The organism is Ruegeria denitrificans (assembly GCF_001458295.1).
In the GTDB taxonomy this organism is placed as follows: domain Bacteria; phylum Pseudomonadota; class Alphaproteobacteria; order Rhodobacterales; family Rhodobacteraceae; genus Ruegeria; species Ruegeria denitrificans.
The window spans coordinates 39565-59170 of sequence record NZ_CYUD01000010.1; the positions used below are offsets into that span (position 1 = coordinate 39565).

Below are 19606 nucleotides of genomic sequence, written 5' to 3' on the forward strand. Positions count from 1 at the left end.
GACAATTCTGCCGCTAGGCTCGCCCGCAACCGACAGAAAATGGGGACCTCATGACCAATTCGTTTTTTCAGCCCGTCTCGGCGATGGAGCTTGCCCGGTTCGCCGGCATTCCCACCTTCATGCGGCTGCCCAGCATGGCACTGGACCACGACCGCATTGCCGAGGTTGAACTGGGTCTTATCGGCATTCCCTGGGATGGCGGCACCACCAACCGCCCCGGCGCGCGGCACGGGCCACGTCAGCTGCGGGATTTCTCGACCATGATCCGTGCGATGAACCCGGTCACCGGGGTCGCGCCCTTCTCGCTAGTCAATTGTGCCGATCTGGGCGACGTCGCGCCGAACCCAGTAGATATCGGGGATACGTTGGAGCGGGTGACAGCGTTTTATGCGGACATTCACGACCGCGGCATCGCCCCCCTGACCGCCGGAGGGGATCACCTGACCACCCTGCCCGTCCTGCGTGCGCTGGCGAAATCCGGCCCGCTTGGCCTGATCCAGTTCGACAGCCATACCGATCTGTTCGATACCTATTTCGGTGGCCACAAATTCACCCACGGCACCCCCTTCCGCCGCGCGGTCGAAGAAGGGTTGGTTGATCCGAAACGCTTTGTTCAGGTCGGCATTCGTGGCACCGCCTATAACACGGAAGACATCGAATGGGGCGAGGCCCAGGGTATCCGCATCATCCGCATCGAGGAGCTATTCGACCGCGGCATCGACGACGTCCTGGCCGAGGTGCGCAGCATTGTCGGAACGGCACCAACCTATTGCACCTACGACATAGACTTCGTCGACCCGACCTATGCGCCCGGCACCGGCACTCCTGAAATCGGCGGGCCGAATAGTTTTCAGGCGCAACAGGTCATTCGCAAAATGGCTGGCGTCAATCTGGTCGGCGCCGATCTGGTCGAGGTCGCGCCGCCCTTCGATCCCGAAGGCGGCACGGCTTGGCTTGGTATTTCGCTGATGTTCGAACTGCTCTGCGTTCTGGCGCAGGCGGTGGACGCGCGGCGGTCCTAGGCCCCGCTCACGTTCTCAGCGATCATCGAGATCATCTCGAACATCACCGCTGCTGCTGTCAGGGCGGTGATGTTGTTGGGGCTGTCCTTGGTGGGCATCATGCAGACGATGTCTCCGCCCACAATATTTAACCCGCGCGCGGCGTGCAGAATGCCGACGGCTTCATCAATGTCGAACCCCTTCTCGCCGGGTTCCAGATTGGACACGGCAGGTGCAACCGTCGGGTCGAGGCAATCCAGATCGAAGGTGATATAGACCGGGCGATCCCCCAGCACCTCTTTGGTCTGCGCCACCACATCTGCAAGACCGCGTTGGCGGAATTCGCGCATGGTGAGGATGTTATAGCCATAGTCGTATGAGGGCTGCAGCCAGTCCAGACTGCGAGGATGGCCACGAAGACCGATCTGCATAGACCGGGTCGGGTCGACCTGTCCCTGATCGGCCAGATAAGCCCCCCAATGCGCTGCCGACTTCTTGGCACCCAGAAAGTGATCGACCTTGGTGAACACATCCGTATGGGCGTCCAGATGCAGAAAGCTGATCGGTTCACCGCCCGCCAGCTTGCCCCGGCCCAGCGCCTGCACGATCCCACCTGTTATGGAATGGTCGCCTCCGACCGAAACCGGCCGAGCGCCTGCCGCGTCGATATCCTTGTAAAACTTGGTGATGCGCTCGATACAGTCTTCATTGTCATTGGCCTTCGGGAATGGCACGTCGCCCACATCAGCAATGCGCACACTGTTCCACGGGTCGATCCCGAACAGTGAATGCACCCGGCGCTGCACGGCCGAGACATGGCGCAACGCGCGCGGGCCAAGATGCTGATCCCGCTCGGTCGTGCCATTGCCAGTGGAATGAGGTACGCCGGCCAGCGCGATATCCTGCCCTTCGGGCCCGACATTCGGGCAGCGGAACAGGGTGGGCACCCCCCACCAGTAAAGGTTTTCCATCATGGATTGTTCATAACGGTCGGTCATTGTTTTCCCCGATAAAAGAAAAACGCCCCCGGCGGTACCGGGGGCGGGTTTGTTTAGAGTTTCTCGTCTTCTCGCCGGAAGGCCCCTTGCACGATCCGGTCCATGACCATGGCCAGGAACAGGATTGCAAAGCCGCCCAGCAGGCCCGGGCCTTTGGCGGCGTATTGCAGCGCCTCAAGGATTTCCTTGCCCAGACCACCGCCGCCGATCAGCGAAATGATCACCACCATCGACAGACACATCAGGATGGTCTGGTTGACCCCGGTCATGATCGACGGCAAAGCCAGCGGGATTTCCACATCTTTCAGCAACTGCCACTTGGACGCGCCAAAGGCGACGGCTGCTTCTTTGATGCTGTCAGGAACTCCGCGCATCCCCAATGCGGTCAGGCGGATCACCGGCGGCATGCCAAAGATGATCGTGGCCAGAATGCCCGGCGGGTTGCCGGTGCCAAAGAAGGCGATGATCGGGATCAGATAAACGAAGGCTGGAAGCGTCTGCATCAAGTCAAGCACAGGCTCCGCCGCGCGATAGGCACGCTTGGACTTTCCGAACCAGATGCCCAGCGGGATGCCGAACACAACACACAGCAGCACTGCGGCTCCAACCAGAGCGACCGTTTCCATCGCCACATCCCAGTAGCCCAGCAAAGCGATATAGGCCAACGAAGACGCGGTGAAGATCGCCACACGCGGCCCCGCCGCACGCCATGCCGTCACACAGATGACCAGCATCACAACCGGCCACGGAGATCCGATCAGCGCAATAGTCAGCGCATCCAGAACGGTGCGAACCCCGCTGACAATCCCGTCAAAGACATCGCCCCCCGCAGCGGCGGCGGCATCGATCTGCGCCTCCATCCAACTGGCCAGATTTGAGAACAACGTTCCCTCGCCCGGACCCAGAATCATCTCGGAAACCTGATCCTCGGGAAAGGCGTCCAGCAAGGGCAACGATGCATTCACCGTGAACTTATAGACGATCAATGGCGCAATCGCCGCCACCAAAACAGCGCCCATCACCGTGTTGCGTGTTGACCGGCCACTTTCCGTACTGGACGGGTCAGTCCGCCAATTCGAGTACTGCTTTTCATAAACGCGGTCCGCGTAAAACCCCTGCACCAGTTTGAATACAAGCAGCATCAGCAGGCCCGTGATCATGATACCCACCGCCTCGGATTGTGCAGCGGCGGCCTTTTCGAAACTTGAATCGGCGGCCTTCTGGATATTTTCCGCCAGTTTGGTGAAACGGTCTATGTCGGCCTTTTCCGTGGCTTCCCCAGCGCGTTCCAGCAGCTCGTTCGCTCGGGCTTGCTGACGTTCCGCCCGTTCGGCCATATCAGCCCCGGGGTTGCCCCAGGCACCACGCCCGATCTGAACCCACGCGATGATTTCCAGGATCAGGAAAGTCCAGAACATGCCCCAGATCGCCCGCGACGCTGACCAGAACGGTCCCAACACCGCAGCCCACAGGTTGAACGTGTTCGGAACCGGGCTGGTCGCATCATGGATTTTGTGGAACGCATTGACGTAGTAATCGCCATTCGGTCCGGCAAATTCGTGAATGGACTGGTCCAGTGCCTCGCGGTCGACCTCGATATCAGAGGCGGCCGTTACTTTGACTTCTGTGGTTGCATCAGTCATTTTTGCCCCCCTGAATTCCGCGCAGCAGGCGTGGTTTGGTCACAACGCCCACATCGGCCCCAGCATCCGTAATGATCACCGGCATATCCGTATTGACCGCCAAATCGATCAACTGATCCAGATCGGCCCCTTCATCGGCGCGCGGTGCGCCCTCGGTCGGGCCTGTATAGCTGTCCATCGGCTCCATGATCGAATGCGCCTTGACCAGCTTGAGTTTCGAGATGCCCTGCACAAACTCGCGCACATAGTCGTCGGCGGGGTTCATGACGATGTCTTCCGGCGTGCCGATCTGAACGATTACGCCGTCTTTCATGATCGCAATCCGGTGGCCGATGCGAATGGCTTCGTCCAGATCGTGGGTGATGAACAACGTCGTTTTCTGCAACTGCGCCACCAGAGCCTTGAACTGATCCTGCAATTGCAGGCGGATCAGCGGATCAAGCGCCGAAAACGGTTCGTCCATCAGCAGAATTTCCGGATCAGAGGCCAGCGCCCGGGCAATCCCCACCCGCTGTTGCATACCGCCCGAAAGCTCCTTGGGCAGGCGATCCTCGTACCCGGTCAGGTCCACCAAACCCAGCGCGTGGTCGGACACCGCCCAACGTTTTGACTTTGAAACCTTTCGGATTTCCAGCGGATAGGCCACGTTATCGCGCACCGAACGGTGTGGCATCAGCGCCATATGCTGGAACACCATCCCGATCTGCTGTGCCCGAATGCGTCGCAGTTCGTTTTCGGAAATCTTGGACACATCGTGCCCCAGAATCTCGATCTTGCCCGAGGTCGGTTCGATCAGGCGGTTCACGTGCCGCACCAGCGTCGACTTGCCCGAGCCCGACAGGCCCATGATGCAGAAAATCTCACCCCGAGGCACTTCGAAGGTGGCTCCCTGCACACCCACGACACAATTGTATCTCTCCAGAACTTCGGGCTTTCCAATGCCCTCGTTCCGCACTGCGGTCATGGCTTCTTCGGCCCGTGCGCCAAAGATCTTCCAGACATCCGTCAGTTTTACGACTGTTTCTGTCATTTTTGTCCCTTCGATGCAGAACAGGCCGCCGGACTTCTCCGGCGGCCTGTCCGAGTTTCAGCCCTAACTGACGTCAATCACTGCGACATCCAGTCAAGAACGGCATCTTCGTTCGTTGTCACCCATTCTTCAGCATAAGCTGCGGGCTCTTTACCCTCGATCACCAGCGCATAGGTCATGGCGGAAACCGCATCGGTGTCCAGCTTCATGTTGGACAGCAGTTGGGCAACCTCGGGATATTTTTCCTCGAGCTCTTTTGCATAGTGCAGGTGCAGATAGGCCAGATCCCAAGCTACGCCGGCTTCGGATTTCTCAAGCCAGTCCGGATCGTCGGTGGGCTGAAGCACGTTCCACTTGGACGCGTCATAGGCCGGCTCTTCCAGAATCTGCATGTCATGCAGGGCAAACACATAATGCGGCGTGTAGCAGAATCCGACCCAGGGATCGCCTGCCTTGATCGCGTTATCCAGGTTGGCATATGCCACGGTCTCGTCAATTTCGGTCAGTTCTAGGACCTGATCGTAACCGTAGGACTTTGCGCGGATTTTCTCGACATTTGTCGAGGCCCAGCCCGGAGCGCCGATCCACAACTCGCCCTGACCATCACCATTGCTGTCGAACAGCGCCGCAATGTCGGGGTTGGTCAGATCCTCGATTGAACGGATATCATTGGCATCTGCAGTTGCCTTGTCGACGCACATGCCCTGGAACGCTTCCACGCCGTTGGGGTTGAACGCAACGGTGCCTTTGTCGGTCACGTAGGTGTCATGCAGGTTCTGCTGGTTCGGCATCCAGACCTCGGGATGAACATGCATCGCACCCGAATCCATCGCTTCGAAAACGATTGGGTTGGTGCCGTTCTGCAGTTCAACCTCTAGCCCGAGATTCTGCTCAATCGCTACCTTCAGGATATGCGCCGTCGCATTCACCGAAGGCCAGTTCGGCACACCGATCACGATATCCGCAGCCATAGCAGGCCCGGCGATCGCCATTGATGCGCCCCCCAGTAGCGTTGCAAATTTTTTCATCTGATATCTCCATGTTGGTCGTTTTTAGTGCTTGTTGTTCCCCGGTCTGGCCGTGGTGCACCTTTTGAACAGTTGACGGAAAGCCGAGCTTCCCAAGCAAAATTGGCCAACGGTATGCTTCACCGGGCTGGCCGGAAAATTGAAACATGCCGACACGCTGCCCATCAAGAGCTTCGCACGACAATTTCATTTATGCGGTATTATCGTAGATTAGTTTCGACTTTTTGCAAATTTGTTTTCGGGATCATTTACTTTTGCCCAAGTAGAGGCCCCGTCAGCCCCCGCGATCAATTGCCTTGGGGCGCTCATCCAAAAAATGGCCGAGGCAAAGTCGCGATTCACACCCTCTATCGGATCGTACCAAACGTTATGATAGCGGGGAAACCCGACAATGCTTGTAAGATAGTGGACCATTGCGCCGATTGTAGTCCGATTGCCAGACATCGTCGGCCCTATTCATTAGAGCATTTCACAGGAAAAACTCCGCCCGCTCAATGACCCAGACCATAGCGATCACGCTGGCGCAGACTGCGACCACGGCGCGCGAGCCTATCCAGATACGGCCTGGTTGCTTGCGTAATAACAAAACCAGCGGCCAGACCAGCAGGACAATCATCAACTGCCCGACTTCGACGCCGACGTTAAACGCTAGCAAGCTGTGCCACACGTTGGGCGCGTCCACCCGCAAGATTTGGTGCAGCATGAAGGAAAACCCGAACCCGTGTAGCAGTCCAATACCCGATGTGATCGCGAAAGCCTTTAGGTCTCCGTGTTCCTGATCGGTAGGTCGCACCGCCATCACTGCCGCGTAGATGATTGACAATGCAATCGCCAGTTCGACGGTCGGGATGAACCACGCACCACTGGGGGCGATACCAAAAAACCCAAGGATCAACGTTACCGTATGGCCAAGAGTGAATCCCGTTACCCGCGCCAGAAGACTTTTCAGGTTCAACGCCCCGATGATCATGCACAGCACGAACAGCACGTGATCGGGGCCTTCCAATATGTGCCGGACACCTTCGACAACAAAGGTCGAAGTCGCAGCGGTGACCGACCCGGAAACTGTGATCGGATCGTGCATCAGGCCGGTTGCGCGGAAGGTTCGGATTTGCCCGTTATTGTAGTCGAGGATCAGGTTCGCTGTGTCCTCTTGCCCCTGCAGGCCGGGATTTGATCTGTGGGACAGGCTGTAAGATCTGACAGGCCCAGTGGCGTAGTGCATGTGCAGGTCCAACGTGACATTGCCAACGTAGGTCTCACCAACTGCTATCGGAAACACTTGCCCGGCGGCGGTTGCGCCTTGTGCCTCTGCGAGGGTTGCAAAACCAGGCTCGGAACCCAGCGGGTGCAGGCGTATGGACAAAACGGTTGCGGGTAGGAGCACACCCGTGACGGACAGATCAATTGTGTTGGCAGCCAAAGTGGCCAACCCATCGGGATCGCTCAGCAATGCTGCTTGGTCCAGATAATGCATCAGCACGCCACCTTCGATCTGATTGTAGGTATATGGCGCGGCAGCGGGCAACCCGTCTGCACCTTCGGGACCGACCAGCTCTGCTACCAGATAGGACATTGGCATGCGCAGATAGACGTCGATACCATCCGCAGAGTGCGTCACATGATGCACCCGCACGTTCTGGTTTAGCTTGAAATGGGCAAATGCCGGCTGACAAAGCAAGCTAATGACAGTCGTAAGAAATATGAAGACAGGTCTCATGAGTTGCCTCCCTCCGGTACCGGTTGGGAGTTCATTCGGGTTTCAAGAATGGTCAAGCCTGACAAAACCCACGCATCGGCGTCGCGATCAACGTCAATCAATGCGCGATAAGAAACAATGCGGCGATGCATATGGCCCCAATGTCCACCGCTGACCAAGGCGTCCCAGCGTGCCAAAATTCGATTTCCGCCATCCGCTTTGGGTTCGATGCTTTCCACCACCAGCGCGTCCGTCGATTCGATCCGCGCGGTCGCCCCTGATGGCAGCGTTACGGACAAGCCCCTGCGGATTTCCGCCGCGACATCTTGCAGAGTTTCTGCCCTGACGAATGCACGCAGTGCCTTCGAAAACTGCAAGTCTTGTGTTTCCAATCGCGCGATTGCCAGATTTGAAACAATTGCCTCTGTAACCTGCGCTGCAGCAGTTGTATCGCGAAGAGCTTTGGTTGGGAGCGTCATCTCGACCGTCATCGTTCTCAGAACACCGGCGACGAGACAGATTGACAGGGCGATCACGGCCCACCCCTGCCAATGACCCGGGCGGTTTCGCCATGCAAACGCCGCCAGGCACACCCCGATAAAGACCAGACCAAGTGACAAAACCGGCACCGAAATGGAGCGCATAGTGGCGACTGTAACAGGTTGGGTTCTGGGGGCGTTCCACTGAAGAATGTAGTTTTTCCACGTGATTTCGGGCGCATCTCGGGTCACTTGTCCGGGCACCGCCCCGGCAAGGTCCGTGATTTGAACCGGTATGGTGCCTGTCTCTTCTGTGAACAAATCCCAATTCAGAGAGAATTCCCTGGGCAACGCATTACGCGGGTACGACAGAACAATTCCCAGAATGGCAGTGGCCCGATTTGTTTCCGACGGGTTAGCCAGAACCTTCAAACCGTCGACACCTACGGACAGTTGCTCAACTTTTGCCGAGCTAGGCAAAATTTCTTGGCCGTCAATTGTCAGCGGATTGCTGTGCGAAAATAGGTCAATGGCCTGTTGCTTGACCATTGCCATGACGTCGGCACTAAGAACAGTTCCTTCGCCGAGCTTGAGATCAAGCCAGCCTTCCAAATCACGCAGGCGAAAGATTACCTCGTGCCGAACCTCTCGCGGTTCGACGGACACGAAGGACATCAGCGCCGATTTGTGGTGCCGGGTCAGGTTCGGATTTTCGAACCTGCTGTACCAAGGATCGTTCCAGTTGGGATAGAAGACCTCGGGCCGGGAAAGGTAGCGATAGTCCGTAACGGCGACGCCTAGGTGATCGAAAATCACCCCGATAGCCACGGTTGGAACGCCATCGGATGTGAGAGGTGGCGTAAAGGTAATTTCCGTTGGCTTGTGGTCAAAAGGATAATCAAGAACCACATAAATAACCTGGGAAGAACGTTCATCCTGCGGGGCCAGACCATAGCTTGGCCGGAAAGCCGTCACACGGGGCTTTCTGTTCCGGACATCAAGCTGAACCGTTTCAGGAACAAGCGCTACTCCATCCGCAAACACTTCGAAGGCTTTGCCTGTGCGCTCAGATAAGTTGCCTGCGGGGTCGTCACCTTCCGCGGCATTCGCCAGAAACCCATGCACATCGCCCAGGTCAATTTCCAGCGTGACCCGTGCCCGATCTTCCAGCACCGAGATTTCTGCAAAGTTGGCCGCCGTTTCCGCGCCATTAGCCGGTAACAGGTCGGCGCGTGCGTTGGGCGGATGCAGTACTAAGAAAACCGCCATTATGATCAAACGTTTAAGGTGCATCATGAGAGGGACCTCCTATGCAGGATCCGCTCTGTGCTTCTTGTTCCAAACACGAGGTTCAGATTGAAAGCAAAAAGCACAGAGACCGGCGCCAGATGGCAACGCCTTCAAGCACCGGTTAGGCTTGAGCGTCTATTTAGGTTCGGACTTTTCCGGGTAAGGGAAATCCTGGCCCAGTGCTTCGCTGGCCTGTTCGTAGATCGGTCGCAAAACATCTTCGACGTCCCAGACGCCACCAGCGACAAAGTCACTGAAATCCAGTGTCTCAACACCGAGCTTTTCAGCCATCGCGGTTTTGTCATCCACATTTGGCGGCTCTGCCGGGGCGGCGAGTGGCGGAGACCAAGTCCGTTCTTCGGTGGCGGCCATCCGCACGCGAATGTCATCCTTGGTCACGTTCCAGACCATGAAGTCTTCTGACAGGCTGAGCGGGCCGTCATAGGTGGACCGGATACGCTCATACACACCGGTGACCGTGTCGAAGTCATTGAAGAAGTGATACGCGACGGCCATGCGCGGTTTGATCTCGCTCATGACCTTGCCGAAAGCCTCGGGGGCGGTGTGAACCTGCGTACCCACCTGCAGTGCCGATTCCGGTGTGAACTTCATTTTACTGACCAGTTCAGGCACCGCAATGAAGCATTCATGGATCACCAAATCCGCATCCTTGGCATATTCGACAAACCACTTGTTGGGATACGTATCCGAGCTGAAGACAAACTTCAGATCATTCCATTCCAAGGCGTAGCTTACAGAACCATCAATGGAGTGGATTGCGGGAAAGGTGCGAATGACAACACCATTTTCCTCATATATCGGCTCATTCTCTAGCTTATAGTCGAACTCGGTCACATCCATGACATAGCCTCGGAAATCGATATTTCCGGCACGGCCCGCCAGATCCCAAGACAACATCTCTTGCATACGATCCAGGGCATAGGCCGTGCCAAGCTCTGGCACCGCGCCACTGGGTCCCCATACCCGAAGGGGAACGTTGCGCCCCATCAAGGCGCCGCCAATGAACAAGTCATGTAACGCTCCGAAGTGGTCGGTATGCAGATGACCAATGAACACTTTGTCGAGGTAGTTGTACGGGATTTGCAGCGATGAAATCCGCTCGGCTGAACCCGAGCCGATATCGAACAGGAACTTGTCACCGTTTCCAAGTTCAACCAGGAAACAGGCCGCAGCTTGTGCAGCACGGGTCGTCGGCATCCCGGTTCCGCAGGCAATCACCCGCATTTCATCTGGCTTCAGGTCTTCACTGTTTGGGTAATACGTATCTCTCTCCCTCGCCTTGACTGGTGACACCTCGGGTGTCTCCTGAGCCAAGGCCATGGAAGGGCCGAACGTGTCGCCAAGCATTTTCAGCCCTCCGTTCGGGGCGGCCAGCCAGATCCCAAAAGTCACCCCGGCCGCCAAATAAACCGAGTATTTCAATAGCCGTTTTCGTCTATTCATGATTTACACTCCCTTGCTAAAGCCGCCGACAGCTCTGGAACAAAAGCGAGGTTGTCGGCGGCTGGCACCGCATGCGATGCAAGGTCAGTGTCCCGCAAGTTTTTCAACCTGATAACGGAATCACGGTGACTCAGGGGTGACTCACGCTGAGTTCCTGTGCATTATGAAATTTGAATACGATCTGAAAACCTTGCGAACAAAGAGTTTTAATGGCTTCAGACATTCGGAAACCCGACAAGACCAACGCGATGCAAGCAGTTTGCAACAGTGAGCTGTTTGCCCATCTGGACCGTCTTTGTGCCTTTCTGAAATACATCGTCACAGAGGAACTGGAGGGCCGTGGCGACCTCATCATGGGCAAAACAATCGCTCAGGACGTCTATGATCGAGATCCTACTGAGGAAGGGGATGCCAACAACGTCGTCAGGGTGGACGCGCGACGCCTGAGGCAAAATCTTGAACACTATTATGACACTGTAGGCCGCACTGATCCTGTTAGAATTTTGGTCGACACCGGAGGGTACAGACCGCGTTTCGAACGGGTTCAGATCAGTCCACCCGATCAAAACAATAAAACCCGTCGCACCTTGGGTTGGGCGGCGTTTTCCTTTGCCGTAGGAACCGGCATCGGCATTGCAATCGCCCTCATCGGTTTTGGGCAAAACCCCGACATTCAGAACAAACAAAGCATTCAGGCCCCGTCAAAAGACACATTGCGGCGTCAGGCCGTGATCGAACAATCAGCGTCTTCTCTGCAGGCCATGAACCTGGCCGATCAGGCCAGAAGTATGATGTTTCCCATTTTTGACCGTCCGCGCCAGCAGTTGGTAATCGAAGTATTTCGTCGTGTCATAGAACTGGGTCCTGACTATTTCGGTGGCTATGCAGGCGCGGCTCAGGCGCTTGGGACGCTTGCTATAATGACCCCGCCAGGTCCTGAAAAATCAGCATTGATCCGCGAGGCCCTAGCCATGGCTGACCGTGCGCTTCGCCTGGCACCCACTGACCCTTGGGCTCAGTCTGCGCAGGCCTGGGTTAAATTTGCAGACAGAGAATTTGACGAGGCCATGAGGATATCGAAAAGAGCTGTGGCATTGGCCCCCAACGATGAACATGTGCTGGACATCCATGGGTCGATAGCGTTGTTCTCAGGTCATTTTGCCGAAGCCGCGCGCCATGCAGAAAAGGCCATGAACGGGGGTCGAAGCAACCAGAGGTTTGCGAACCGGAATATATTTGGTGCTGCAAACTTCCACCTTGAGAATTATCAGACATCTCTGGATGCTTTTTCAGCAGCTGCGGAATACGGAGACCCGATCAGCGCCCCATCGTTCGCCTATCAGACGGCTGCTCTTTATGAACTGGGCAAGCTCAGGGAAGCGGCGCGGAAATACACCAAACTCAAGAACTCATGGCCTGATGCAGACATAGAGAAAATGTTGACTGGCATTTTCAGAGACCCTTCACATGTCGAAAGGGTGATGCAAAGTATGAAGGCGTTGGAAGATAATCAGAACTAAGCCCGGTTTCCGCAGCGCATCGTGGGTGCATCCAGGTGCCCTGAGCCAACGGCCCCACAGTATGGCAGGCTTAGTCAGCGGGCACTTTCAAATCTTTTCGAATAGTGCTGTCTCCTCTTTGCGGGTGGATTAAAGCAGCCGCCAGCGCCTATTTTAAGGCAAACGGTTTTTCTTCAGGAGCATACATGAACACCAAGTATTACGCACCGCACGGGGGTCACCCCGGGCAGGACCAACTGTTGACTGACCGCGCAGTTTTTACAGACGCTTATGCCGTGATCCCCAGGGGCACGATGCGGGATATCGTGACCAGCTTCCTGCCGTTTTGGGATGATACACGCTTGTGGGTAATCTCGCGCCCGCTAAGCGGCTTTGCCGAAACCTTTTCGCAATACATTATGGAGGTTCAGCCGGGCGGAGGGTCTGACCGGCCCGAAACCGACCCCGGTGCCGAAGGCGTGTTGTTTGTTGTCGAAGGAACGGCGACATTAAACGTCGAAGGCAATACCCATGAATTGACCCCTGGCGGCTATGCCTATCTGCCTTCGGCAACGGAATGGACCCTGCACAACCGTGCCGAGGAAACGCTGCGGTTTCATTGGATTCGGAAAGCTTATGAAGCGGTCGAGGGGCTGAATAAGCCCGACGTTTTGATCCTGAACGAAGACGATATTGAACCAACGACGATGCCCGGCACGGACGGCAAATGGGCGACAACGCGGTTTGTCGACCCGAATGACCTGCGTCACGACATGCATGTCACGATTGTCACGTTCGAACCCGGCGCAGTGATCCCTTTCCTGGAGACGCATGTAATGGAGCACGGCCTCTATGTGCTCGAAGGAAAAGCCGTCTACCGGCTGAACAATGACTGGGTCGAGGTTGAGGCCGGCGATTACATGTGGTTGCGCGCGTTCTGCCCCCAAGCCTGCTATGCGGGCGGTCCGGGCAAGTTCCGTTACCTTCTGTACAAGGACGTCAACCGTCACATGGCGCTGCGGCCCGGCTTTGCCGCCTATCCACAGCATCAACGGCTTAGTACAGCAGCTGAATAACCGAAGACCCAGTGTCAGGATCAACCGACGGGCCGCCTCACATTCGAGGCGGCCTGTTTATTTTGAACCTGTGGGGTTTTTCCGAATTATCGGACTCAAAGCAAAACCGGTGCGCTGCATCCCGACTGTAGGGATTCTGAGCAAAGAAAAGCGGCGCGCACCGGCACGCCGCTTCTTACAGTGACAGGCGAAATGCTCTGTCAGACGTCATCAGACGTGGTCATCTTGTTCAAGGGAACCCTGACCATGGCCCGCCATACCACCTGAGACTTCTTCGGTTGCTTCGTCCGAAAGCTCTTCGGGAAGAACCAGATTCAAGACAATCGCGATAACAGCGGCAGGCAGGATGCCCGATGTGGCCAGTACCTTTAATGTGCCGGGCAGGTACTGCAGTGCGCCGGGCTCAAGCTGCAACCCAAGGCCGAGACTCAGGGCAATCGCAAAGATCACCATATTGCGGCGGTTCCAGTTCACGTCCGACAACATCGACACACCCGCAGCGACAACCATACCGAACATCACAATCACGCCGCCGCCAAGCACCTCGATCGGGATCGACGAGATAATCGCGCCGATTTTGGGAATAAGACCGCAAATGATCAAGAAGAGCGCGCCGATGGTGACAACCATGCGGCTCATGACACCGGTCATGGCAATCAGTCCGACGTTCTGACTGAACGAAGTATTCGGCAACGCGCCAAAAAGACCCGAAATCGCGGTGCCGACGCCATCGGCATAGGTCGCGCCCTGGATTTCCTTGTCGGTCGCTTCACGCCCCGCGCCGCCTTTGGTGATGCCGGACACGTCGCCCACAGTTTCAACCGCTGAAACAAAGGACATCGCACAAAAGCCGATGATCGCTGCAACCGAGAATTCGATGCCAAAATGCAGCGGGTTCGGCAGCGCAAAGGATGCCGCATTACCGACATTGCCCAGATTCACCTGACCAAGCACGAAGGCCATCGCATAACCGACCAACAGCCCGATCAGAACCGCCGATACAGACAACATACCGCGCGCAAAGAACTTCAGGCCAAGCGTGACCACGATCACGGTGCAGGCCATAAACCAGTTCAGGCCCGAGCCGTATTCCTCGGTGCCGATTGCAGGCACACCACCAGCGGCATATTGTACGCCGACCTTCACAAGCGCCAAACCGATCATGGTCACTACAAGGCCCGTCACCAGTGGCGGCAGCGCAAAGCGAAGGCGCCCGATGAACAACCCTAGGAACGCATGGAATAGCCCACCAACAACAATGCCGCCCATCAGGACAGCAATCGCATCAACGCCCTTTCCAACCACCAGTGGGATCATGATCGGGATGAAGGCAAACGATGTACCCTGCACGATGGGCAGACGGGCTCCGACAGGTCCCACACCAATGGTTTGGAACAATGTTGCGACGCCCGCAAAGAACATCGACATCTGGATCATGTAGATCATCTGCGGGAAATCGGGACTGTTCGAGCCAAACCCAAACCCGGCCGCGCCGCACACGATGATGGCTGGCGTGACGTTGGACACGAACATCGCCAGCACGTGCTGAATCCCCAGCGGAACCGCTTTGATAAGCGGCGGTGAGTAATTCGGATCGCGGAGCTGTTCCGGCGTTCCGATGGTTGCATCTGACATTTTATCTTTCCTCCCTAATGAGACGCTGACCGGCTCCTCTTCCGTCAACGTTTCTCATTCCGTGATTGTGAAGGGCTCCTCGAACCAATGCTCCTCGAGGTTGGGCCCAGTTCCAATTCGGTCGACTACCGCAAAAAGCCCCGGGGCATGGAGCGGGGTCAGAACCCCGTGCCAGGTGTTGCGGTGGTAATTCACGCCCTGCCCGGGCGCTGTTTTGAATGCGATAGGCTGGCCCGGAATGCCATCTTCGTCGGGCGCTACAACCACAACAAAGGGCTTGTCCGACAAGGGCAGAAACGCCTGGCTGCCATCAGGGTGACGTTCAACCATTTCGAGTTTGATCGGCAGGCTGAACGCCTCGGACTGAAACACACTGATCCCGGCGCGCCCATCGTGGAAATCCAGCACTGCGCGATCATGATACCGCGCGCACTTTCCCTGATTGATGTATTTGTCCACATCACCAGCCACTTCAATGACATCGCCAAACGGGGCAAAGGCCTCGGACGTCAGGGGCCTGAGCTTCAAGACAGTCGTCATGCCCCGAACTTCTCAGTCAGGCGCAGTTCCGCGATCCGCTCGACCTGGCGGCAGGCCTCGGCAAATTCGGTATCACGGTCGCTCTCGATACGGCGGTGGAAGGCTTCCAGAATGCTTGCTTTCGTGTTGTCTTTGACCGCAATGATGAAGGGGAAGCCGAACTTGGATGTATAGGCTTCGTTCAACGCGGTGAAATTCGCGCGTTCTTCGTCCGTCAGCATATCCAGACCGGCCCCGGCCTGTTCCGCCGTGCTTTCCTTGGTCAGGCGACCGGCTGCAGCAAGCTTGCCCGCCAAATCTGGGTGAGCGGTCAGAACACCAAGGCGCTGTTCGGCAGAGGCCGTACGGAACACCCGCGCCAACACGTTGTGAACACCGGCGGCGTTGTCATGGGTCGGCCCAAGCTCCAGATCATACGCACCTTCAGCAATCCACGGGCTGTGTTCGAATATGCCGCCGAATTCGGCAACAAAGGTGGGCTGGTCCATTTCGGACGGGGTCAGGCGTTGCATCGGAGGGTGTTCCTTTGCCCAGTGATCAGCAATCTGTTCGCGCGTTGCGAACCAGACGCCGTCGTGTTTCACGAAATGCTCCAACACGCGTTTCAGCGCCATGGCGCGGCCCGGACGGCCAATCAGCCGGCAGTGCAGACCAATTGAGAGCATCTTGGGCGCACCCGCTTCGCCCTCGGCATAGAGCATGTCGAAGCTGTCCTTCAGATAGCTCTCGAACTGGTCGCCATTGGTGAACCCGGCCTGGATCGCAAAGCGCATGTCGTTGCAATCCAGCGTATAAGGCATGATCAATTGATCCTTGCCGCCAGCTTTTGTCCAATAGGGCAAATCGTCGGCGTAGCTGTCCGCGATATAGGCAAAGTCGCCTTCCTCGGCGGCCAGATCGACGGTATTCATCGAACAGCGGCCCGTGTACCAACCGCGCGGCGGCTGGCCCGTAACCTCGGTATGCAGCCGGATCGCTTCGCGGATTTGCGCTCGCTCTTCCTCCGGGGTCATGTCTTTGTGTTCGATCCACTTCAGACCATGGCTGGCGATCTCCCAACCTGCGTGCTTCATGGCTGCAAGCTGCGCCGGTGCGCGGGCCAAAGCAGTGGCAACGCCATAAACAGTTATAGGAGTGTCCTGCAGAAGCTGATGCACCCGCCAGAAACCGGCACGGCTGCCGTATTCGTAGATCGTCTCCATATTCCAGTGTCTCTGCCCGGGCCACGGGGCCGCCCCGGTGATCTCGGACAAAAACGCCTCAGACGCGGCATCGCCGTGCAGGACATTGTTTTCCCCACCTTCTTCGTAGTTCAGTACAATCTGAACCGCGATCTTTGCATCATTGGGCCAGTTGGCTTTGGGCACTTGCCCGCCATAGCCGGTCATATCTCGTGGATAACGCGTCACATCAATTTCCTTCTTCTTGAAATGATGAATACCCCAGATAATCGATGTTGTTTTTCAAAAAATACAACAAAGAGTTTCGGACAGTCAGCCTTTGCCTCTTGGGGAGTATTCGGATTAGTAATTTCCAAGTTTCAAAGAGAGGCTCAAATGTCAGGTTACCTTACTACACATGTTCTGGACACGGCGCGGGGGTGCCCTGCCGAGGGTCTGAAAATCGAACTTTTTCGAATTGAAGGATCAGACCGTACGTTGCTGAAAACCCTGCTCACAAACGACGACGGTCGCACGGATGAGCAGATTCTGCCCGAAGCCGAGTTTTCAACGGGCGAATACGAACTGATCTTCTACGCCGGAGATTACCTCGACGCCTGTGGCACCCCACCCGAAGACCCACGGTTTCTGAACGTGGTCCCAATCCGGTTTGGAATGTCCGAACACTCGCACTATCATGTGCCGCTGCTTCTTTCACCTTTCGGGTATTCGACATATCGCGGTAGCTGAGCGACCTATTGGGACGTATTCGTCTCAGCAATCGTTGATCCAATACGCTCTATTATGAACTCCATGAAAAGACGCGTTTTGGGATCTTGCATGCGGCGGTGGGTATACAAACACGCCATTTGAATCGGTTCCGGAGGCGTTTTAAGCGCTACCGGAACCAAGGTACCGGCGCTGAGGTACTTTGAAATCTCAAAAACCGGCTTCAACGCGATGCCGTGCCCGGCCAGGGCCCAATCGGTCAGCACATCGCCATCATCTGACTCGTACCGCCCTGAAACACGGAATCGCTTTGGCCCGGATTCAGTTCTTAATAGCCATTGGAATTCAGTTGCGCCCGGAAAACGCAGGCTGAGGCATTCATGCCCGTTGGCAACAATATCGTTGCCACTTTCAGGCATCCCGTGTTTCTTGATGTATTTCGGGGATGCACAAAGAACCCGTTCCACATCGGCAATCTTGCGAATGCGCAAATTGCTGTCTTCAGGCTGACCTAAGAAAAAGGCGAGGTCCAAACCTTCGGTCGTAATGTCCACATTACGATCAGTCAGCCTCAGCCGAACATTCACTTCAGGATATTCAGCCAGAAACTTTGGCACTTGCGGCGCTATCAGACGCCGCCCAACCCCCAACGGGGCAGCGATATACAGCGATCCCTTCAGGTTCTCGGTGATGTTGACGATTTGCGCTTCGGCGTTCTGGACCGCTTCAAGAATTTCCGTCGCACCCCGGTAAAAGGATTTTCCTTGCTCTGTCGGCGTAAGGCTGCGTGTGGTGCGTTGAAACAATCGCACGCCAAGATGCTCTTCAAGCTGGGAAATTCTGGCCGACGTTACAGCTGGCGACACCCGCAGATCACGACCTGCGGCGGACATGCTGCCCAATTCGTAAACACGGACAAACGTTCGGATGTTATCAAAGTAGGACATTATTTTGCATTTTTTGATACTGCTTGGTCTTTCGTAGCAATACCAGAGGAAAACACTATCGCATAGAGTGTCTGGGAACTTAGAATCTTGGGAGCAAAGCCATGTACGACTTGGCCGTAATGTGGGAGTGGATCGCCTTTTCCGTCCGCTGGCTGCATGTGATCACCGCGATGGCGTGGATTGGCGCGTCATTCTATTTTATCGCGCTGGACCTCATGCTGAAGCCGAACCCTGCCCTGCCGGACGGGGCCTACGGTGAAGAATGGGAAGTACACGGCGGCGGGTTCTATCACACCGTCAAATACCTTGTGGCGCCTGCCCGAATGCCCGAACACCTGACCTGGCACAAATGGCAAAGCTATACGACATGGCTGTCCGGTGCAGCCCTGTTGATGATCATCTATTGGGTCGGGGGCGAGTTGTTCCTGCTTGATCCCACCAAGGTCGACCTTTCGCTGTGGCAGGGCATCCTGATCTCGGGCGGGTCGCTGACTATTGGGTGGCTGCTGTACGATCAGATGTGCAAATCCAAGCTCAGCGACCACCCAACCGTGTTGATGTTGTTGCTGTTCGTGATTCTGGTGATCATGTCCTGGGGCTACAACCAGATCTTCACTGGTCGCGCTGCGCTTTTGCACCTTGGCGCGTTCACCGCGACGATCATGACGGCCAATGTGTTCTTTCAGATCATGCCCAATCAGCGGATCGTTGTCGAAGACCTCAAGGCTGGTCGGACTCCTGACGCCAAATACGGCAAGATCGCCAAGGTGCGTTCCACACATAACAACTATCTGACCTTGCCGGTCGTGTTCCTGATGCTGTCGAACCACTATCCGCTGGCCTTCGGCACACAATACTCGTGGATCATCGCCAGTCTGATCTTCCTGACAGGCGTGACTATCCGCCATTACTTCAACACGATGCACTCAACTGGTAAGGGCCCGCATTGGACCTGGGCAGTCACGGTCATCCTCATGATCGTTATCGCATGGCTGTCTTCGGTCAGGCCAACAGAGACATGGGAAGATGCCGAAGCGCGCGAACTGACACCATATGAGGAGAAATATGCGTCAGCCGCCGGTTTCGAGGCCGCGTATGACACGGTGCTGGGCAATTGCTCCATGTGTCATGCGCGCGAGCCGGTCTACGGCACCATGAAATGGGCCCCCAAGAAGGTTTTCCTTGAAACCCCCGGTGACGTGGCCCGACAGGCCGACCAGATCTATCTGCAGGCCGGGATCAGCCACGCGATGCCGCCGCCATCAGCGGTTCAGATGGACGAAGAAGCACGCCAGACAATTGTTGCATGGATCAACGAAGTCAGAGATCAATAGCACCAACAGAGAATTTGGAGACAAGCAAACTGGGTTATCATGCCCAGTTTTTGG

16 protein-coding genes are annotated in these 19606 nt (G+C 56.3%); 5 read left to right on the forward strand and 11 right to left on the reverse strand.

The window, feature by feature from the left end; translation table 11 throughout:
• The first annotated feature begins 50 nt into the window (after positions 1–50).
• On the forward strand, positions 51–1022 hold the full coding sequence (locus RUE5091_RS15540; RefSeq protein WP_058282857.1) for an agmatinase: 972 nt from the start codon (positions 51–53) through the stop codon (positions 1020–1022).
• Here RUE5091_RS15540 and RUE5091_RS15545 read toward each other — a convergent pair.
• The 7 genes from RUE5091_RS15545 to gntH form a co-directional block, all read right to left on the reverse strand.
• Positions 1019–1999, reverse strand: coding sequence for an arginase family protein (locus RUE5091_RS15545; RefSeq protein ID WP_058282858.1), 981 nt, complete (start codon positions 1997–1999; stop codon positions 1019–1021). The two genes, RUE5091_RS15540 and RUE5091_RS15545, sit on opposite strands and share 4 nt — an antisense overlap.
• A gap of 53 nt (positions 2000–2052) precedes the next feature.
• The gene (locus RUE5091_RS15550; protein WP_058282859.1) at positions 2053–3642 is read right to left on the reverse strand and encodes an ABC transporter permease; all 1590 of its coding nucleotides are present in this window, start codon (positions 3640–3642) and stop codon (positions 2053–2055) included.
• Positions 3635–4672 (reverse strand): quaternary amine ABC transporter ATP-binding protein, encoded by a 1038-nt coding sequence (locus tag RUE5091_RS15555; RefSeq protein ID WP_058282860.1) that lies wholly within the window; start codon positions 4670–4672, stop codon positions 3635–3637. The genes RUE5091_RS15550 and RUE5091_RS15555 overlap by 8 nt, the downstream gene beginning before the upstream one ends.
• Positions 4673–4749: 77 nt before the next feature.
• Positions 4750–5700, reverse strand: coding sequence for an ABC transporter substrate-binding protein (locus RUE5091_RS15560; protein ID WP_058282861.1), 951 nt, complete (start codon positions 5698–5700; stop codon positions 4750–4752).
• Between the two features lie 469 nt (positions 5701–6169).
• Positions 6170–7420 (reverse strand): HupE/UreJ family protein, encoded by a 1251-nt coding sequence (locus RUE5091_RS15570; protein ID WP_082643679.1) that lies wholly within the window; start codon positions 7418–7420, stop codon positions 6170–6172.
• Entirely contained in the window at positions 7417–9174 is a 1758-nt protein-coding gene (locus RUE5091_RS15575; RefSeq protein WP_131726322.1) for a hypothetical protein, read from the reverse strand. The genes RUE5091_RS15570 and RUE5091_RS15575 overlap by 4 nt, the downstream gene beginning before the upstream one ends.
• A 129-nt stretch (positions 9175–9303) precedes the next feature.
• Positions 9304–10632, reverse strand: coding sequence for a guanitoxin biosynthesis MBL fold metallo-hydrolase GntH (gntH, locus tag RUE5091_RS15580; RefSeq protein WP_058282865.1), 1329 nt, complete (start codon positions 10630–10632; stop codon positions 9304–9306).
• A gap of 209 nt (positions 10633–10841) precedes the next feature.
• On the opposite strand from gntH, the gene RUE5091_RS15585 reads away from it, so the two are divergent.
• Together RUE5091_RS15585 and RUE5091_RS15590 are read left to right on the forward strand one after the other, a co-directional pair.
• Complete coding sequence (locus RUE5091_RS15585) at positions 10842–12152, forward strand: tetratricopeptide repeat protein (RefSeq protein WP_058282866.1); 1311 nt, start codon at positions 10842–10844, stop codon at positions 12150–12152.
• A 185-nt stretch (positions 12153–12337) separates the two neighbouring features.
• Complete coding sequence (locus RUE5091_RS15590) at positions 12338–13207, forward strand: bifunctional allantoicase/(S)-ureidoglycine aminohydrolase (protein ID WP_058282867.1); 870 nt, start codon at positions 12338–12340, stop codon at positions 13205–13207.
• Positions 13208–13417: 210 nt separating this feature from the next.
• On the opposite strand, the gene RUE5091_RS15595 is transcribed toward RUE5091_RS15590, so the two are convergent.
• Genes RUE5091_RS15595 through puuE form a run of 3 tightly spaced genes read right to left on the reverse strand, consistent with a single transcriptional unit; the run spans position 13418 to position 16791 of the window.
• A complete protein-coding gene (locus tag RUE5091_RS15595) occupies positions 13418–14842 on the reverse strand; it encodes a uracil-xanthine permease family protein (protein WP_058282868.1) in 1425 nt (474 codons plus the stop codon).
• A gap of 54 nt (positions 14843–14896) precedes the next feature.
• Positions 14897–15382, reverse strand: a complete 486-nt coding sequence (locus RUE5091_RS15600; RefSeq protein WP_058282869.1) for an ureidoglycolate lyase — start codon at positions 15380–15382, stop codon at positions 14897–14899.
• On the reverse strand, positions 15379–16791 hold the full coding sequence (gene puuE / locus RUE5091_RS15605; RefSeq protein WP_058282870.1) for an allantoinase PuuE: 1413 nt from the start codon (positions 16789–16791) through the stop codon (positions 15379–15381). The genes RUE5091_RS15600 and puuE overlap by 4 nt, the downstream gene beginning before the upstream one ends.
• A 147-nt stretch (positions 16792–16938) precedes the next feature.
• Here puuE and uraH point away from each other — a divergent pair, with 147 nt between their 5' ends.
• Positions 16939–17292 (forward strand): hydroxyisourate hydrolase, encoded by a 354-nt coding sequence (uraH, locus tag RUE5091_RS15610; RefSeq protein ID WP_058282871.1) that lies wholly within the window; start codon positions 16939–16941, stop codon positions 17290–17292.
• A gap of 5 nt (positions 17293–17297) precedes the next feature.
• Here the strand turns inward: uraH and RUE5091_RS15615 are convergent, their stop codons facing one another.
• Positions 17298–18218 (reverse strand): LysR family transcriptional regulator, encoded by a 921-nt coding sequence (locus tag RUE5091_RS15615; protein WP_058282872.1) that lies wholly within the window; start codon positions 18216–18218, stop codon positions 17298–17300.
• 101 nt (positions 18219–18319) lie between these two features.
• Between RUE5091_RS15615 and RUE5091_RS15620 the strand changes: the two genes are divergently transcribed.
• A complete protein-coding gene (locus RUE5091_RS15620) occupies positions 18320–19552 on the forward strand; it encodes a urate hydroxylase PuuD (RefSeq protein ID WP_058282873.1) in 1233 nt (410 codons plus the stop codon).
• Positions 19553–19606 lie beyond the last annotated feature (54 nt).

Bases quoted from the DNA above. Each gene is read 5' to 3' on its own strand.
- RUE5091_RS15615 (WP_058282872.1), bottom strand. From the start codon at position 18,218: ATGTCCTACTTTGATAACATCCGAACGTTTGTCCGTGTTTACGAATTG.
- RUE5091_RS15560 (WP_058282861.1), bottom strand. From the start codon at position 5,700: ATGAAAAAATTTGCAACGCTACTGGGGGGCGCATCAATGGCGATCGCC.
- RUE5091_RS15545 (WP_058282858.1), bottom strand. From the start codon at position 1,999: ATGACCGACCGTTATGAACAATCCATGATGGAAAACCTTTACTGGTGG.
- RUE5091_RS15585 (WP_058282866.1), top strand. From the start codon at position 10,842: ATGGCTTCAGACATTCGGAAACCCGACAAGACCAACGCGATGCAAGCA.
- gntH (WP_058282865.1), bottom strand. From the start codon at position 10,632: ATGAATAGACGAAAACGGCTATTGAAATACTCGGTTTATTTGGCGGCC.
- RUE5091_RS15555 (WP_058282860.1), bottom strand. From the start codon at position 4,672: ATGACAGAAACAGTCGTAAAACTGACGGATGTCTGGAAGATCTTTGGC.
- uraH (WP_058282871.1), top strand. From the start codon at position 16,939: ATGTCAGGTTACCTTACTACACATGTTCTGGACACGGCGCGGGGGTGC.
- RUE5091_RS15620 (WP_058282873.1), top strand. From the start codon at position 18,320: ATGTACGACTTGGCCGTAATGTGGGAGTGGATCGCCTTTTCCGTCCGC.
- RUE5091_RS15550 (WP_058282859.1), bottom strand. From the start codon at position 3,642: ATGACTGATGCAACCACAGAAGTCAAAGTAACGGCCGCCTCTGATATC.
- RUE5091_RS15600 (WP_058282869.1), bottom strand. From the start codon at position 15,382: ATGACGACTGTCTTGAAGCTCAGGCCCCTGACGTCCGAGGCCTTTGCC.
- RUE5091_RS15595 (WP_058282868.1), bottom strand. From the start codon at position 14,842: ATGTCAGATGCAACCATCGGAACGCCGGAACAGCTCCGCGATCCGAAT.
- RUE5091_RS15570 (WP_082643679.1), bottom strand. From the start codon at position 7,420: ATGAGACCTGTCTTCATATTTCTTACGACTGTCATTAGCTTGCTTTGT.
- RUE5091_RS15590 (WP_058282867.1), top strand. From the start codon at position 12,338: ATGAACACCAAGTATTACGCACCGCACGGGGGTCACCCCGGGCAGGAC.
- RUE5091_RS15575 (WP_131726322.1), bottom strand. From the start codon at position 9,174: ATGATGCACCTTAAACGTTTGATCATAATGGCGGTTTTCTTAGTACTG.
- RUE5091_RS15540 (WP_058282857.1), top strand. From the start codon at position 51: ATGACCAATTCGTTTTTTCAGCCCGTCTCGGCGATGGAGCTTGCCCGG.